At 69.9% G+C, this 15,431-nt stretch carries 14 protein-coding genes; 6 read left to right on the top strand and 8 right to left on the bottom strand.

All coding sequences use genetic code 11. From position 1 onward, the window contains the following. Positions 1 to 117: 117 nt before the first annotated feature. The 5 genes from AC3EO4_RS54490 to AC3EO4_RS54510 all read right to left on the bottom strand — a co-directional run bounded on the left by AC3EO4_RS54490 (position 118) and on the right by AC3EO4_RS54510 (position 5,393). A complete protein-coding gene (locus tag AC3EO4_RS54490; RefSeq protein ID WP_379575304.1) occupies positions 118 to 1,101 on the bottom strand; it encodes a hydroxyacid dehydrogenase in 984 nt (327 codons plus the stop codon). 20 nt (positions 1,102 to 1,121) lie between these two features. Continuing rightward, positions 1,122 to 1,955 (bottom strand): carbohydrate ABC transporter permease, encoded by an 834-nt coding sequence (locus AC3EO4_RS54495; RefSeq protein WP_431904553.1) that lies wholly within the window; start codon positions 1,953 to 1,955, stop codon positions 1,122 to 1,124. Then, positions 1,952 to 2,857, bottom strand: a complete 906-nt coding sequence (locus AC3EO4_RS54500) for a carbohydrate ABC transporter permease (protein WP_431904556.1) — start codon at positions 2,855 to 2,857, stop codon at positions 1,952 to 1,954. Before AC3EO4_RS54500 ends, AC3EO4_RS54495 begins: the two co-directional genes overlap by 4 nt. Positions 2,858 to 2,942: 85 nt before the next feature. Further along, positions 2,943 to 4,259, bottom strand: a complete 1,317-nt coding sequence (locus AC3EO4_RS54505; RefSeq protein WP_431904559.1) for an ABC transporter substrate-binding protein — start codon at positions 4,257 to 4,259, stop codon at positions 2,943 to 2,945. Between the two features lie 96 nt (positions 4,260 to 4,355). After that, on the bottom strand, positions 4,356 to 5,393 hold the full coding sequence (locus AC3EO4_RS54510; protein ID WP_431904562.1) for a LacI family DNA-binding transcriptional regulator: 1,038 nt from the start codon (positions 5,391 to 5,393) through the stop codon (positions 4,356 to 4,358). Between the two features lie 91 nt (positions 5,394 to 5,484). On the opposite strand from AC3EO4_RS54510, the gene AC3EO4_RS54515 reads away from it, so the two are divergent. Next, a complete protein-coding gene (locus AC3EO4_RS54515; protein ID WP_431904565.1) occupies positions 5,485 to 7,296 on the top strand; it encodes a DUF2264 domain-containing protein in 1,812 nt (603 codons plus the stop codon). A 41-nt stretch (positions 7,297 to 7,337) separates the two neighbouring features. Here the strand turns inward: AC3EO4_RS54515 and AC3EO4_RS54520 are convergent, their stop codons facing one another. Then, complete coding sequence (locus AC3EO4_RS54520) at positions 7,338 to 8,051, bottom strand: FadR/GntR family transcriptional regulator (RefSeq protein WP_379575298.1); 714 nt, start codon at positions 8,049 to 8,051, stop codon at positions 7,338 to 7,340. 74 nt (positions 8,052 to 8,125) lie between these two features. Here AC3EO4_RS54520 and AC3EO4_RS54525 point away from each other — a divergent pair, with 74 nt between their 5' ends. The 4 genes from AC3EO4_RS54525 (at position 8,126) to AC3EO4_RS54540 (ending at position 12,733) form a co-directional block, all read left to right on the top strand. Beyond that, positions 8,126 to 9,484, top strand: a complete 1,359-nt coding sequence (locus AC3EO4_RS54525) for a glutamine synthetase family protein (RefSeq protein ID WP_379575297.1) — start codon at positions 8,126 to 8,128, stop codon at positions 9,482 to 9,484. Beyond that, positions 9,481 to 10,824: an aldehyde dehydrogenase family protein gene (locus tag AC3EO4_RS54530; protein ID WP_379575296.1), complete on the top strand. Its 1,344-nt coding sequence runs from the start codon at positions 9,481 to 9,483 to the stop codon at positions 10,822 to 10,824. Before AC3EO4_RS54525 ends, AC3EO4_RS54530 begins: the two co-directional genes overlap by 4 nt. Before the next feature lie 41 nt (positions 10,825 to 10,865). Beyond that, positions 10,866 to 11,630, top strand: a complete 765-nt coding sequence (locus tag AC3EO4_RS54535) for a 3-oxoacyl-ACP reductase (protein ID WP_379575295.1) — start codon at positions 10,866 to 10,868, stop codon at positions 11,628 to 11,630. 410 nt (positions 11,631 to 12,040) lie between these two features. Then, complete coding sequence (locus AC3EO4_RS54540; protein ID WP_379575294.1) at positions 12,041 to 12,733, top strand: gamma-glutamyl-gamma-aminobutyrate hydrolase family protein; 693 nt, start codon at positions 12,041 to 12,043, stop codon at positions 12,731 to 12,733. 111 nt (positions 12,734 to 12,844) lie between these two features. On the opposite strand, the gene AC3EO4_RS54545 is transcribed toward AC3EO4_RS54540, so the two are convergent. Both AC3EO4_RS54545 and AC3EO4_RS54550 read right to left on the bottom strand, forming a co-directional pair. Beyond that, positions 12,845 to 13,282, bottom strand: a complete 438-nt coding sequence (locus AC3EO4_RS54545; protein ID WP_379575293.1) for a hypothetical protein — start codon at positions 13,280 to 13,282, stop codon at positions 12,845 to 12,847. A gap of 10 nt (positions 13,283 to 13,292) precedes the next feature. Beyond that, positions 13,293 to 14,375 carry a DUF6745 domain-containing protein gene (locus tag AC3EO4_RS54550; protein ID WP_431904572.1) on the bottom strand — a complete coding sequence of 361 codons (1,083 nt, stop codon included), beginning with the start codon at positions 14,373 to 14,375 and terminating at the stop codon, positions 13,293 to 13,295. A 164-nt stretch (positions 14,376 to 14,539) separates the two neighbouring features. Here AC3EO4_RS54550 and AC3EO4_RS54555 point away from each other — a divergent pair, with 164 nt between their 5' ends. After that, positions 14,540 to 15,391, top strand: a complete 852-nt coding sequence (locus AC3EO4_RS54555) for a DUF72 domain-containing protein (protein WP_379575291.1) — start codon at positions 14,540 to 14,542, stop codon at positions 15,389 to 15,391. Positions 15,392 to 15,431 lie beyond the last annotated feature (40 nt).

A 15,431-nucleotide genomic window follows, 5' to 3' on the forward strand; every position in this document is an offset into this window, starting at 1 on the left:
CCGCCGCCGGGTTGGTGGCGGGGCCGGTCGCGGCGACGGCCAGTGCCGTCGCCGCGGCCCATCTGAGGGACAGGCGCATGCGGGTCCTTTCTGGGGGGTTCGGTGCAGCGTGAGCGGTCAGGCGGAGCGGGACAGGCTCGCGGGCTCCACGGCGTGCTCGAACGGCAGGCCGCGGGCGTACCTGGCCAGCTCGTCGAGCGCGAGGTCGGCCATGCGGGCCAGCTCCCCGCCGAGCGAACCGGCGATGTGCGGAGTGACCAGGACGTTGTCCAGGCCGTAGAGGGGCGAGGAGGCGGGCAGGAACTCGGGTTCGGTGTGGTCGAGGACGGCGAACAGCCGTCCGGAGACGAGCTCGGCGGTGAGCGCGTCCTGGTCGACGAGCGCCGCCCTCGCGGTGTTGATCAGGGTCGCCCCGTCGCGCATCCGCGCCAGGCGAGCCCTGTCGATCATGTGGCGGGTCTCCGGCAGGTCCGGCGCGTGCACGCTGACCACGTCGGAGCGGCCGACCAACTCGTCGAGCCCGACGTGCGCGACGCCCAGGTCCTCGGTCAGGTAGGGGTCGCTGACCAGCACCTCCAGGTCGAACGGGCGCAGCAGCTCGATCACCCTGCGGCCGATCCTGGAGGCGCCGATGACGCCGACGGTCTTGCGGTAGTTGCCGAACCCGGGGAAGCGGACGTCCCAGTCGTCGTGGCTCCTGCTGCCCCGGTAGCGGCGGGCGATGTCGATGACCCGCTTGTTGGCGAACAGGATGGCGGCGAGCGTGAACTCCGCGACCGGTTCGGCGTTGGCCGCCGCGGCGGAGGAGACGGCGATGCCGCGCTGCCAGACCGCGTCGGTCACGTGGTGCTTGACCGAGCCCGCGGCGTGCACGACGGCGCGCAGCCTGGGCGCCCTCGCCAGCACCTCGGCGGTGATCGGCGGGCAGCCCCACGAGGTGTAGAGGACCTCCACCCGCGACAGGTCGACCTGCGCGAAGTCATGGACGACCAGGTCGGCGTCGACATCGGCGATCATGGCGAGACGGCTCCTGACCTGGCCGTCGATGAGGCGTTCGGCGACGTCGGCGCTCATGGCGACGAGGGTCTTCGGCCTTGTCACGTGCTCTCCCGAGAAGTCGTTCACTTGACGCTGCCCGCCGTCATGCCGGCCTTCCAGAAACGCTGCAGCGACATGAACACCAGCAGCAGCGGCACCACCGACAGCAGCGATCCGGTGATCACCAGGCTGTGGAACTCGGGGAAGGCGTTGCCCTGCTTCTCCCAGCTGAACAGGCCCAGGCTGAGCGGATAGAGGTTCTGGTCGTTGAGCATCACCAGGGGCAGGAAGAAGTTGTTCCAGATGGCGGTGAACTGGAACAGGAAGATCGTCACGTAGGCGGGCATCAGCATGGGCAGCGCGACCCGCGCGAAGGTCCTGATCTCGCCCGCGCCGTCCGACCTGGCCGCCTCCAGCACCTCGCCGGGCACGTAGCCGGACGACAGCACCCGCGCCAGATAGACGCCGAACGGGTGGACGAGCACCGGGATGAAGACCGCCCAGAACGTGTTGACCACACCGGCCCTGGAGGCCAGCAGGTACAGCGGCAGCGCCGTGGCCGTGGTCGGCACCAGCACGCCGAGCAGCACCAGGCCGAACATCTTCTCCTTGCCGAGCCACTCGTACTTGTCGAAGGCGTAGCCGCACATGACGGTGATGAAGGAGCTCACCGCCGCGCCGATGCCCGCGTACAGGACACTGTTGAGGTACCAGCGGAAGAAGATGCCGCCGTTCTCGGCGCCGACCGCCCGGATGTTGGCGATCAGGTTGAAGTCGCCGAAGGCGAAGCCGGGCGTCGAGTACAGGTCCGACAGGGACTTGGTCGAGGCGAACAGGAGCCACGTCAGCGGCAGCAGCGTGTAGAGGGTGGCGACGATCAGGAGGGCGTTGACCGTCGCGCGCGACATCCACTTCATCGACGGTTACCCCACCTGGTGACGACGTAGGAGAGCACGGCGGCCAGCAGCGCGAGGATGATCGAGGCGGCCCCCGCCTGGCCGTAGTCGTTGTTGCCGAAAGCCTCGTTGTAGGCGTACATGTTCGGGGTCCAGGTGCTGACGATGCCGTCGCTGACGTTGTCGAGCACCATGGGCTCGGTGAACAGCTGCAGCGAGCCGATGATCGTGAACAGCACCGTGGTGATGACCGCGCCGCGGATCAGCGGCACCTTGACCGACAGGGCGGTCCTGACCGCGCCCGCGCCGTCCATCCTGGCCGCCTCCAGCACCTCGGCGGGGATGGCCTGGAGCGCGGCGAAATAGATGATCATGTTGTAGCCGACCCATTCCCACAGCGCGATGTTGACCACCGAGCCGAGGACCTTGTCGCCGCCGAGGAAGCCGGCCCCGCCAAGCAGGTCCACGATGGGGCTGATGCCGGGAAGGTAGAGGTAGAGCCAGATCAGGCCCGCGATCACGCCCGGCACGACGTGCGGCATGAACAGGGCGAGCTGGAAGAACTTCCTCGCCCTCGCCAGGCCCGAGTCGAGCAGCAGCGCGAGGGCGAGCGCGCCGCCGATCATCAGCGGGATGTAGAGCACGCAGTATCCGAGGATCACCAGGAAGCCGTCGGTGAAGGCCCGGTCCTTGAGCGTGTCGAGGTAGTTGCCGAGCCCGACGAAGACCGTCTCGGCACCGCCGAAGCCCAGGCCGGACGACTTCTCGCTGAACAGGCTCAGGTAGACCGCGTACGCCAGCGGGGCCACGATGACCGCGGCGAACAGCGCGAAGAACGGGCCGACGAAGAGCAGGATCGCCCCCCGCCTGCGCCAGGCCTCGCCCGGGCCCCGCGCCTGCGTCTCTGGTGTGCCGGTCGTCATCTCCACCTCTTCTTCGCTGTCTGGTACGGCAGGCCCCCGCCCGCCGGGGACCCCTCGCCACGCGCGAGGGGTCGCGCCGTACGGGCTACTGCTGGGCGACGTTGAGCCCGCGGCCCTTGATCTCGCCGACGGTCGCGGCCTGGACGGTCGCCAGCACGTCGGGGATCGTCGTCCCGCCGGTGCTCACCTTGCCGAGCGCGTCCTTGAAGGAGGTCAGCGTCTGCACCATGCTCGGCCCCCACGTCCAGCCGGGCTGGATGGTGCCGTACGCCTCGGTGAACAGCGCGTAGATGTCCTGTCCGCCGTAGTAGGAGGCGTCGAAGCTCTTGGCCGCCACAGAGACCAGGTCGGCGATCGCGGGGAAGCCGCTGGAAGTGCCGGAGGACAGGCGGGCCGTCCAGGCCTCGGGGGATCCGGTCAGCCACTTGATGACCTCGACGGCGGCCTTGGTGTTCTTGCTGTTCTTGGCGACGCCGAAGGTGGTGCCGCCGAGCATGCCGCTGGCGGGCGTGCCCCAGTGCGGGATGGGCGCGATGGCCCACTTGCCCGACTGGCCGGCGTGGTTGCCCTTCATGACGCCCGCGCCCCAGTTGGCGCCGACGTAGCCCCACAGCGTGTCGTCCTCGAAGGCGGCGTTCCACTCCTGGCTGAAGGAGGGCTGCACCTTGACGAGGTCGTCCTTGACCATGCCCTGCCAGTAGTCGGCGACCTTCCTGGTGGCCTCGTCGTCGATGGAGACCTTCCACGCGTCGCCCTCGGTGCCGAACCACTTTCCGCCCGCCTGCCACGAGAGGGCGGCCAGGACGCTGGGGTCGTCGGGGAAGAACGTGGCGATGCGCGCCTTGTCGTCGGCCTTCTTCACCTTCTCGGCCGCGGCCTTGAAGTCGTCCCAGGTCTTCGGGACCTCGATCTTGTTCTTCTCGAACAGGTCCTTGCGGTAGAAGAACACCTGCGGAGCCGCGTCCATCGGCACCGACCAGGTCTTGCCGCCGAGCTCGACGAGGCTGAAGACGCTGGCGGGGTACTTGGCCTTCACGTCGGCGACGTCGGCGGTGAGGTCCTGGAGCGCGCCCTGGTTCACGAAGTCGGGGAGCTGGGGGTACTCGATGGACATCACGTCGGGCGCGTTGCCCGCCTTCACGGCGTTGGAGAACTTGGCGTAGCCTCCGGCGTTGCCGGAGGGGATCTCCTCGAACGTGATCTGGATGTCCTTGTGCGACTTGTTGAAGGCGTCGACGACCTGCTGCGTGCCCTTGGCCCAGCCCCAGAAGGTGACCTGGGCGGGCTTGCCCGCTTCGCCGGACGCGGGTGCGGATTCGCCGCTGCCGCCGCCACAGGCCGCGAGGAGGGTCATACCGGCCAGCAGGCCGGCGATGCCGGCGGCGGCGCGCTTGCGTTCCATGATTGCTCCTAATCGTTTCCGATCGCTAGAGCATCATTCGCTCGCAAATGAAGCTTTGTCTAGATATCGATCAGTAACGAAATGAACGCGAAACACTCAGGCGCGCGGAGCCGTCGATTCACGCACCCGCAGTTCGGGCAGCAGCGCGACGTGCTGGCCAGGCATGGCGGAGCCCTGCTCGATCCGGCGTACCAGCAGGTCGACGGCGTTGCGGCCGACCGCCGCCTTGGGCGGGGCGACGGCGGTCAGCGGCGGATCGCTGAGCGCGGCGACCTCGTCGTCGTAGGCCACGATCGACACGTCGTGCGGGATCCGCACACCGGCGAGCCGCAGGTGCTGCACCAGCAGCAGCGCGTCCTCGTCGTTGTGGACCAGCAGGCCCGTCACCCCACCTGACCTGATGGCCGCCACCACCTGGGCGACCTGCTCGTCCGACGGCCCCTCCTGCTCGATGCCGAGCTCGCCGGGCGTGTCCAGACCCAGATCGCGTACCGCGGCCAGGAACCCCAGGCGCACCCTCGGCGCGGTGGGGCTGCTGCGGCTCACCATCGCCACCCTGCGATGCCCCAGCTCGGCCAGGTGCCTGGTGCCGAGGAAGGCGCCATGGGCGTGGTGGGAGGCGGCCGCGTCGAGGAAGGACGCGGGACCGCCCAGCTCCGCCACCCTCTCCACCAGGACGGCGGGCACGCCGAGCCCCGCGAGCCACTCCACGTGCGAGTCGTCAGGTTGCCTGCTCAGCGTGAGCAGCAGCCCCTCCGCCCCTCCGCCGATCAGCTGGTTGACCTGCTTGCGGTCCTCCTCGTCGTCGTAGCGGGAGACCCCGAGCACCAGCCGCGCGCCCAGGTCACGGGCCCTGTCGCGAGCGGCCTTGATCACGCTCGGGTAGTAGTACGTGGCCGAGGGGACCAGCATCCCGATGGCGAGCGACCGCTCGCTCACCGGCCTGGCCACCTCCTGGGGCAGGGTGATGCCGCCGTGGACCCTGTTGACCAGCCCCTGGCCCGCCAGGTGCTCGACGTCCCTGCGCAGCGTGACCATCGACACGTCCAGCCGCTCGACCAGGTCGGCCAGCCGTACGGAGCCGCGCTCGCGCACCTCACGAAGGATGAACTCATGGCGTTGCTCGACGAACAAGGGAGACTCCTAACACTCGACGCGTCCGATCCTAGCGAGGTAACTTTCGTTCGTGAACGTTTCTTTCGTTCGATCATCACCTGGAGACCGTGTGCTGACCCTTCCCGATGACGACCGATCGCTCAGCCCCTACACCGGATGGACGCGTGCCCACTGGGAGGCCGCGGCCGACGGCCTGCTCGCCGCCGTCGAACCGTACCGCTCCCATGATCGCTCGTTGATCGACTTGCCAGGGCGGGCAAGCTGGTCCCGGTGCGACGGGCTCGAGGGATATGCCAGGACGTTCCTGCTGGCCGCCTTCCGCGTCGCGGGCGGCGGCGACCCCGCGCTGCTGGAGCCGTACGCGGAGGGGCTGGCCACGGGACCGCTCGGGTCGTGGCAGCCGGTCGTCGACAGGAGCCAGCCGATCGTCGAGGCCGCCTCCATCGCCATCGGGCTGCGGCTGACCCGTGACCGGCTGTGGGACGGGCTGCCCGCCTCCGTCCAGGAACGGACCCTCGCCTGGCTGGGCGACGCGCTGACCCGCGAGACCGCCGACAACAACTGGCACCTGTTCCCCGTCACCGTCGCGGGGCTCTTCCGCGACCTCGGCCTCGACGACCTCGGCGCCACCGAGCGCGGCCTCGCCAGGATCGAGGGCTGGTACGAGGGCGACGGCTGGTATCGCGACGGCATCGGGCGCAACTTCGACCACTACAACGGCTGGGCCATGCACCTCTACCCGGCCCTTCACGCCTACCTCGGCGGCCCTGCCGAGCCGTACGCCTCGCGGCTGCGCGCGTTCCTGACCAACTACGGCGCCGCCTTCGACGCCAACGGCTCCCCCGTCTACCACGGCAGATCGGTCATCTACCGCTTCGCGGCCGCCGCGCCGGTGTGGGCGGGCGAACTGCTCGGCGTCTCCCCCTACTCCTCCGGCACCGCCCGCCGGCTGGCCAGCGGCGCGGCGAGCCACTTCCTGTCGGACGGCAGGGCGCTGTCCCGCGAAGGGCTGCTGACTCTCGGCTGGTACGGCCCGCACGAGCCCTCGCTGCAGCCGTACTCGGGGTCGGCCTCGCCGTACTGGGCCTCGAAGGGGTTCCTCGGACTCCTGCTGCCGCCCGACCATCCGGCGTGGACCTCGGTGGAGGAGCCCGGGCCCGCAGAGCGCGCCGACCAGGCGATCGGCCTGCCCGGCCCCGGGCTGCTGATCCACTCGACGGCGGCCGACGGTCTGGTCAGGCTGGTCAACCACGGCAGCGACCACCAGCCGCCTGGAGGCGGGCCCGACGATCCGCTCTACCAGCGCATGGCCTACTCCACCCGCACGGGCCCGACCACGCCCGGGTCCGCCGGATCGGCCGCCGGCACCCGCAGGAACGCGCCCGGCGGATCTGCCGCGGCCGGCCAGGACGTGCCCGCCGACAACCACGTCGGCCTGGTGATCGACGGCGAGGTCACCCCGCGCGGTCCCATCACCCCGATGGGCGCGGGGCGGGGTTGGGCCGCCTCCTCCTGCCGCCCGACGCCCACGACGCTGATCGAGTCCGTCAGCGTGGTCCACGGCCCGCACGAGGTCCGTCTCCACCGCGTCACCGCGCCCTCGGGCACCGCCGTCCGCCAGACGGGCTGGGCCGTCACGGGCGAGCTGACCAGCGGTCTGCTGCCCCTGCACGGCTTCACCGGCGCCACGGAGCTGAAGACGTCCGGCGGCACCGTCTTCGGCCCCGACGCGCTCGTCCCCGCGCTGGACGGCGTCGTCCTCGAGAGCGGGGCCCTGTTCGCCTGCCTCGTCACGCTCTCCGCTGCGCCCGTCGCCGAAGCGCCGCCGGTGTTCCGCCTGGACGGCACCCGAGCCACCCTCACCTGGCCCGACGACACCGTTCACGAGATCGGCACCGAAGGCGGCCTCACCCTGGTCTAGGTCGGCCCGGGCGCCGGAAGCGGGACACCGCCCGCGACGGTTCAGGCGAGGAAGGCGCGCAGGAGGGCGGCGGTGCCCTCCAGGTGCTCGGCGACGGCGCGGCGGGCCGCTTCGGGATCTCCGTCGAGGATGGCGGCGACGATGGCCTCGTGCTGGGTCGCCGCGTGGTCGATGTTGACCTGCAGCATCGGGATCGCGTTCAGCAGGTCGGTCACCCGCAGCCGCGCGTCCGCGCACGTGGCCGCGAGGAGGCCGGAGCCGGTCAGCTCGGCGATCGACAGGTGGAAGGCCGTGTCGAGCCTGCGGTACTCCTCGGGGCCCGCCGCGTTCAGGTCCGTGAGGCGGCCGAGCAGCACCGAGCGCTGCCGCTCCGACAGCGGCGTGCTGGCCAGCACCTGGGCGGCCCCGCACTCCACGGCCATCCTGAACGTGAGCGCGTCGGCGATCGAGTCGGTGCCCATCTCGGCGACCGCCTGACGCAGGTCGGTGCTGCCGGGCCTGGGCGGGGCGTAGATGACGAAGGCGCCGCCGTACCTGCCCCGCCGGACGTCGAGGTAGCCCGCGTCCTGGAGCGCGCGGATGGCCTCGCGCAGGGTCACCCTGCTGATCCCCAGCTGTACGGCGAGCTCCCGTTCGGGAGGGAGTTTTTCACCCTGGGCGACCATGCCCAGTTTGATCGCCTGGAGTAGGCGTTCCACGGTCTCCTCGAAGGCATTGCCCGCCCTGACCGGGCGCAACACCGTCAACGGGTTCATGGCCCCCCTCGGCAGAGGTCTTGACTGCGGCTTATCAATGGTCTAACACTAGCCCAATAACAGGGAGGGTGACTGTGGCGGTTGGGTTCCTTTCACCGGATGAGTTGCGCGAAGAGGTGGCCGCGGGACGGGTCGACACCGTCCTGCTGGCCCTGGTCGACATGCAGGGCAGGATGCAGGGCAAGCGCCTGTCCGCACGATTCTTCCTTGACGAGGTGCTACACCACGGCTCCGAGGGGTGCAACTACCTCCTAGCCGTCGATGTCGACATGAATACCGTCAATGGCTACGAGATGTCGTCGTGGGACCGCGGTTACGGCGATTTCGTGATGAAGCCCGATCTGACGACCTTGCGGCGCGTCCCATGGCAGGAGGGCACGGTCATGCTCATGGCCGACCTCACCTGGGAGGACGGCTCCGACGTCGTCGCCTCGCCCCGGCAGATCCTGCGCAGGCAGCTCGCCAGGCTCCAAGAGCGCGGCCTGGCCGCCTACGTGGGCACCGAACTGGAGTTCGTGGTCTACGACGACAGCTATGAGGAGGCGTGGCGGCGCGCCTACCGGGACCTGACGCCGTCCAACCTCTACAACGTCGACTACTCGCTCCTCGGTACGGCCCGCATCGAACCCCTCCTGCGCCGCATCAGGCGCGACATGGAGGGCGCGGGCATGTACGTCGAGTCGGCCAAGGGCGAGTGCAACCTCGGCCAGCACGAGATCGCCTTCCGCTACGACGAGGCGTTGCGCACCTGCGACAACCATTCGATCTACAAGAACGGCGCCAAGGAGATCGCCGCCCAGGAGGGCAAGTCGATCACCTTCATGGCCAAGCCGAACCAGCGCGAGGGCAATTCCTGCCATATCCACATCTCGCTGAGGTCTGTGGACAACTCACCGGTTATGGCCGGGAGCCAGCCGTACGGGCTGTCGGAAACGGGAGCCAGGTTCATCGCGGGACAGCTCGCCTGCCTGCGGGAACTCACCCTTCTCTACGCGCCGAACATCAACTCCTACAAGCGGTACGTACCGGGCAGTTTTGCACCGACCGCAATAAAGTGGGGTGTGGATAACCGCACGTGTTCGCTCCGTCTCGTGGGGCACGGACCCTCCCTGCGCGTCGAGAACCGGGTGCCGGGCGGCGACGTGAACCCCTACCTCGCGGTGGCCGCGCTCATCGCGGCGGGATTGCACGGCATCGACAACGAACTGCCGCTGGAGGAGCCGTTCACAGGCAACGCCTACGCCAGCGGCGCCGAAACCGTGCCGCACACACTGCGTGACGCGCTCGCGCTGTGGGAAGGGTCGAAGCTGGCCCGCGAGTGCTTCGGCGAGGACGTCGTGGCCCACTACGCCAACAACGCCCGCGTCGAACTCGCCGCCTTCGACGCGGCGGTGACCGACTGGGAACTGTTCAGGGGATTCGAGAGACTGTGAAGATCATCAATCCGGCGACCGAGGCCGTCGTCGCCGAGGTCGAGCCGGCCGACGCGGCGGAGATCGACAGGGCGGTGGAGCGGGCGAGGTCCGCCTTCCACACCTGGCGGCAGGTCTCCCCAGGCGACCGTGCCCGCCTGCTGAGGCGGTTCGCCGAGCAGGTCGACGCGCACGCCGAGGAGCTGGCCCAGCTGGAGATCGCCAGCGCCGGCCACACCGTCGGCAACGCTCGCTGGGAGGCGGGCAACGTCCGCGACGTGCTGCACTTCTACGCCGGGGCGCCCGAACGCCACCACGGCCAGCAGATCCCCGTGGCGGGCGGCCTGGACGTCACCTTCCACGAACCGCTCGGCGTGGTCGGCGTGATCGTGCCGTGGAACTTCCCGATGGTCATCATGACGTGGGGCGTCGCCCCCGCTCTGGCCGCGGGCAACACGGTGATCGTCAAGCCCGCCGAGTGCACGCCGCTGACCGCGCTCAGGCTGGCCGAGCTCGCCCTCGAGGCGGGCCTGCCCGAAGGCGTGCTCCAGGTGGTGCCGGGCGCGGGCTCGGTCGCCGGCTCCCGCCTCGTCGAGCACCAGGACGTCGCCAAGATCGTGTTCACCGGCTCGACCGAGGTCGGCAAGCAGATCGCCGCCACGTGCGCCACCCAGGTCAAGCGGCTCACGCTGGAGCTGGGCGGCAAGTCCGCCAACATCGTCTTCGCCGACTCCGACCTCGGCAAGGCCGCGGCCAGCGCCCCCTACGCGGTCTTCGACAACTCGGGCCAGGACTGCTGCGCCAGGTCCAGGATCCTCGTCGAGGCCTCCGTCTACGACGACTTCATGGAACGGCTCTCTCAGGCCGTCATGAACGTCAAGGTCGGCGACCCGCTCGACGAGAGCACCGAGATGGGGCCGCTCATCAGCGCCGAGCACCTGGAGCGGGTGCGCGGCTTCGTCTCCGGCGAGCCGTACCTGCAGGCCTCCTGCCCCGACGGGCCGGGGTTCTGGTTCCCGCCGACCGTCCTCACCCCGTCCGTGACGGACCGCGCGTTCACCGAGGAGATCTTCGGCCCCGTGGTGTCGGTCGTGCCTTTCGCGGACGAGGCCGAGGCGGTGCGGATCGCCAACGACACCCGGTACGGCCTGAGCGGCTCGATCTGGACCCGCGACGTCGGCAGGGCCCTGCGGGTCGCCAGAGCGGTGGAGGCCGGCAACCTCAGCGTGAACTCGCACTCCAGCGTGCGGTACTGGACGCCGTTCGGCGGCTTCAAGGAGTCGGGGCTCGGCAGGGAACTCGGGCCCGACGCCCTGGCCGCCTTCACCGAGACCAAGAACGTCTTCATCGCCACCGACTGACCGGGCCACGGACCGAAACAGAGCAACCGAGAGAGGGACACATGCAGCGCTTGCAGGACCGCGTCGCCGTCATCACCGGCGCGGGCAGCGGAATCGGCCTGGCCACCGCGCGAAGGTTCGCCGAGGAGGGCGCCAAGGTCGTCTGCGTCGACCTCGACGAGCCCACGGGCGCGAAGGCCGCCGACGAGGTAGGCGGCCTGTTCGTGCGGGCCGACGTCACCAACGAGGACGACGTGGTCGCCATGTACCGGACCGCGTTCGACACCTACGGCAGCGTCGACATCGCCTTCAACAACGCGGGCATCTCCCCGCCCGACGACGACTCCATCCTGGAGACCGGCATCGAGGCGTGGCGGCGCGTGCAGGAGGTCAACCTGACGAGCGTCTACCTCTGCTGCAAGCACGCCATCCCGTACATGCAGCGGCAGGGCAAGGGCTCGATCATCAACACCGCCTCGTTCGTCGCGGTGATGGGCTCGGCGACCTCCCAGATCTCCTACACCGCCTCCAAGGGCGGCGTGCTGGCGATGTCGAGGGAGCTCGGCGTGCAGTTCGCCCGCGAGGGCATCAGGGTCAACGCCCTCTGCCCAGGACCGGTGAACACCCCGCTGCTGCAGGAGCTGTTCGCCAAGGATCCCGAGCGCGCCCAGCGCCGCCTGGTCCACATCCCCCTCGGCCGCTTCGCCGAGGCCGGAGAGATCGCCGCCGCGGTCGCCTTCCTCGCCTCCGACGACGCGTCGTTCATCACCGGCTCCGAGTTCCTGGTCGACGGCGGCATCTCGGGAGCGTACGTCACCCCGCTCTGACCTGCCCTCCAGGAAGGAGGGGCTGCGCCTCCTTCCTTCGCCCGTTGACGCCCCGGTCGCGGACCGTGCCGCAGGAGCACGTCCACGACCGGACGCCGAGCGGCATGCTCGCCCGCAGGGCTCCGCGGGACGAACAGATCCTGGTCGAGGGTGGCCGACGAAGGAACGTGGCTCCTCGCCCGCGTAGGAGATGCGTCTGCCGTGCGCGGAGGAGGAAGTACTACGAAGATCGAGTGCCCTGTCGTGGTCGAGTCGTACACATCCGGAGGTTCGCGACAGGATGTCTACCTGAGGAAGTGGGAGAGAAGCGATATTTGTAGGCTCGCTTCACTGTTCGCGCCACTCTCCGCACGGTAGCTGAATCCCCGGACGATGGCCCTTCCCGCACGAAGGAGCCTGCAGGAGCTTTGATGACCAGACCCTTGATCGGCATTACCTGCTACGTGGAGCCCGCGCAGTTCACGGTGTGGGAGATGACGACGGCGCTGTTGCCGTACATGTACGTGGAGCAGGTGGTGCGGGCGGGCGGGCAGCCGGTGATCCTGCCTCCCGCCGGTGATCCCGCGTCGATCGTGAGCCGGCTGGACGGGGTGATCCTGGCGGGCGGTGGTGACATCGACCCGACGCGGTACGCCGAGACGCCGCACGAGCGCACCGGATTCGTCAGGACGTTCAGGGATTCGGCGGAGTTCTCGCTGGCGGACACGGCCTTGAAGGCGGGGCTTCCCTTCCTGGGGATCTGCCGGGGGCTCCAGGTGCTGAACATCACGCTCGGCGGCAGCCTGCACCAGCATCTTCCCGACGTGGTGGGGCATTCGGGGCACGCCCCGGCACCGGGCGAGTTCGGGCACATGCCGGTCTCGGTGACTCCCGGCAGCCGCCTGGCCGGGATCGTGGGTGAGGAGACTGTGACGGTTCCCCACTACCATCACCAGTCGATCCGCCGCCTGGGCACGGGGCTGCACGCCACCGCGCACGCCGCCGACGGCGCGATCGAGGCGGCCGAACTGCCTGGCCACCGCTTCGTCCTGGGCGTCCAGTGGCATCCCGAGGCCGGGGAGGACGGCTCGCTCTTCCGCGCGCTCGTCGAGGCCGCCGAGTAGGCACGAACCCCGCCGCTCCGTGGTCGAGGAGCTCACGGCCGACGAGTGACCCGGAGAGCGCGGAGGGTGCCGCCCTCGCGGGCGACACCCTGATGGGAGAGGCCGCAGGCGTCAGTCCGCGACCAGGCGTGCCCTACGGCCGTCCCGCTCGCGCTGCCGCCTGACGACGTAGGCACCCGGCGTACAGCCCGTGGCACCGTGCTCGGGATGCAGTAGGTAGGCGACGGCCGAGGTCACGAAGACACCGATCGCCAGCCCGTCGGAGTCCGACACGTCGGTCGTCCACCGGCAGGTGTCCGGGTCGGCGACGAGCGTGTGCGGGTTGCCCCCTGCCCCGCCGCGAAGCAGTTCGACTCCCTCGGGGGGCACGTCCGTCCACTCGGCGTTCGGCCATGTCCTCACGGACGACGCGATCACGGACAGCGGGATGACGATGAGGTCGCCCTGGGCCTGGAGCCCGTCGACGACGGGGATGCTCACCGACCGCTCGAGGTGGTCGAGCACGGCGAGTCCGGTCTGCTGGGAGAGCGAAGCGAGAGTCACGGTCATGGGAATCACCTCAGGTTCGGCGGACGAGAAGGGAGTACTGCTCGGCGGACAGCCCGTAGGTCCAGGCCGCGGCGGCGACCGGATCGTCGAGGAATCCCGGCACGGTCAGCCCGTACTGACGGCGGCGGCCGTCGCGCTCGACCGACCCGTTGACCGCGAGGAGCACCCTGGTCTCCCCGCGCAGGTCGTAGAGCCGCAGGTCCGCGCCAGGATTGCCGGGATCCGGTGCGGTGGCGACCAGCCGCAGCCCGGCCCTGACGATGTAGGAGGCCCAGCCGATGTGCTCGATGGCGCACCGCCTGACCTCGACGTTGGGCTCATCCGCGATCCGCTGGACGCTCGGATCCTTGATCACCCAGGGGGGCACGGCCGTCCCGTGCCAGGCGTGCGTGTCCCATCCGTCCGCGTACCGGATCGCGGGGCCGTCCGGACAGTGCAGCCGCACCTCGCCGTCGACGCCCCACACCTCCGTGCGCACGCTGACCGGCCGCTCGGACACGACGCACACGCCTTCACGAGGCCACCACGAGCCGCACGACCGGGCCACCGCCGCCCACAGATCGAAATGCCGGGTCTGTTCGGGGGTGAAGACCACGCCTGCCGCCCGGCGGAGGGCGTCATAGTGGGCGACCCAGGAGGGGCACTGCGTGCCGTACCAGAGGTTGTTCGCGCGGGACCCGGAGCCGTCCGCCAGGCGGAGCGGCCTACGGACCGTGCCGTCGGCCGATCGCGACAGCGAGCCGCGGACCCTGAGGCGGATCAGCTGGTCCATCGGCTGATGGACCCATCGGAGCCGGCCGTCGAGTTCGCGGCACAGCGCTCTCATCAGAGCGGCGAAGCGCGGCGGCAGCGGCCATTCGGGCATGCGCTCGACGGCCTCGGAAGGCCGCAGGCGTATGCCGGGAGGGACGGTCACCAGCGCCGCGACCGGCGAGGAGACCCAGTGGAAACGCGGCGGGGCAAGGTCGATCAGGCGGTACAGCCCCGAGATGGCGGCCTCTGCGGCCGTACGGTCGGCGGGCAGCGTCGACAACGCCCAGCCCAGCCATTCTTCACGGATGGCGGCAGCTTCCCGCTGCACCAGAACGCTCACCGGATGGAGGTGGCGTCGTCCTTTCCAACGATCATGTCCGGAATAGTGACAGATCGGCGCGGCGCATGTCCACCGCCCCACCCTGCGGTGGGAGCCGCTCACGAACACCGCGCACGGTTACCGGGCGGTCGTTTCCCGTGCGGACCTTCGATAACGTCGAGTTCATGCGGCTTCATGTGGGATGCGCGATGTGGGCGCACGCGCCATGGCAGGGCCGGCTCCTGCCGCACCCGCTCCCGCCCGGGGAGCGCCTGCGGGCCTACGCGCACTGGTGCAACGCGGTGGAGGGCAACACGACGTTCTACGCGACACCGGCCAGGAGCACGGTGGAGACGTGGGCACGGCAGACCGATCCCGACTTCCGATTCGTGGTCAAGCTGCCCAAGTCGATCACGCACGAGCGCCGCCTCACCGGCATCGACGAGGAACTCCGCGCGTTCCTGGAGGCGATCGAACCGCTCGGACCGAGAGCCCACGCCCTCTGGGTGCAACTGCCGGGATCGTTCGCTCCGAGCGACCTCGGCACTCTGGCGGGCTTTCTGCACCGGCTGCCCCGCTCGTACAGGTACGCCGTCGAAGTCCGCCACCGCGCCTTCTTCGACGACGCGCGATCCGAACGGCTCCTCGAGCGCGTGCTCGCGGCCACCGGCGCCGAGTGGATCCCCTTCGACACCACCGCCCTCTTCCAGAGCCCGCCGACCAGCGACGCCGAACGAGACGCGTGGACGAAGAAGCCGCGCGTGCCACGCCGGTCGCGCGCGCTCACCGACCGCCCGATCGTCCGCTACCTCGGCAGGGACGCCACGGCCCGCACGGTGGAGGGCTGGCAGCCGTGGATCGGCACGGTCATCGAATGGCTGCGCGAGGGCCGTTCACCGACCGTGTTCATCCACACTCCCGACAACGCCGACGCGCTGACGCTCGCCCGCCGCTTCCACGACGACGTGCGGACCCGCCTGCCCGAACTCGAGCCGCTACCCGAGCCGCTGCCGGCCGACCCGCTCACGCTCTTCTGACGACCGGGCCGGAGGTGGCGTGGACGACGCGACGTCCGCG

The sequence above is a fragment of the Nonomuraea sp. bgisy101 genome (genome assembly GCF_057708945.1).

What these genes read in the sequence shown, in the direction of transcription:
- AC3EO4_RS54495 (WP_431904553.1), bottom strand. Translation starts at nt 1,955, where the DNA reads ATGAAGTGGATGTCGCGCGCGACGGTCAACGCCCTCCTGATCGTCGCC.
- AC3EO4_RS54500 (WP_431904556.1), bottom strand. Translation starts at nt 2,857, where the DNA reads ATGACGACCGGCACACCAGAGACGCAGGCGCGGGGCCCGGGCGAGGCC.
- AC3EO4_RS54505 (WP_431904559.1), bottom strand. Translation starts at nt 4,259, where the DNA reads ATGGAACGCAAGCGCGCCGCCGCCGGCATCGCCGGCCTGCTGGCCGGT.
- AC3EO4_RS54520 (WP_379575298.1), bottom strand. Translation starts at nt 8,051, where the DNA reads ATGAACCCGTTGACGGTGTTGCGCCCGGTCAGGGCGGGCAATGCCTTC.
- AC3EO4_RS54535 (WP_379575295.1), top strand. Translation starts at nt 10,866, where the DNA reads ATGCAGCGCTTGCAGGACCGCGTCGCCGTCATCACCGGCGCGGGCAGC.
- AC3EO4_RS54540 (WP_379575294.1), top strand. Translation starts at nt 12,041, where the DNA reads ATGACCAGACCCTTGATCGGCATTACCTGCTACGTGGAGCCCGCGCAG.
- AC3EO4_RS54545 (WP_379575293.1), bottom strand. Translation starts at nt 13,282, where the DNA reads ATGACCGTGACTCTCGCTTCGCTCTCCCAGCAGACCGGACTCGCCGTG.
- AC3EO4_RS54555 (WP_379575291.1), top strand. Translation starts at nt 14,540, where the DNA reads ATGCGGCTTCATGTGGGATGCGCGATGTGGGCGCACGCGCCATGGCAG.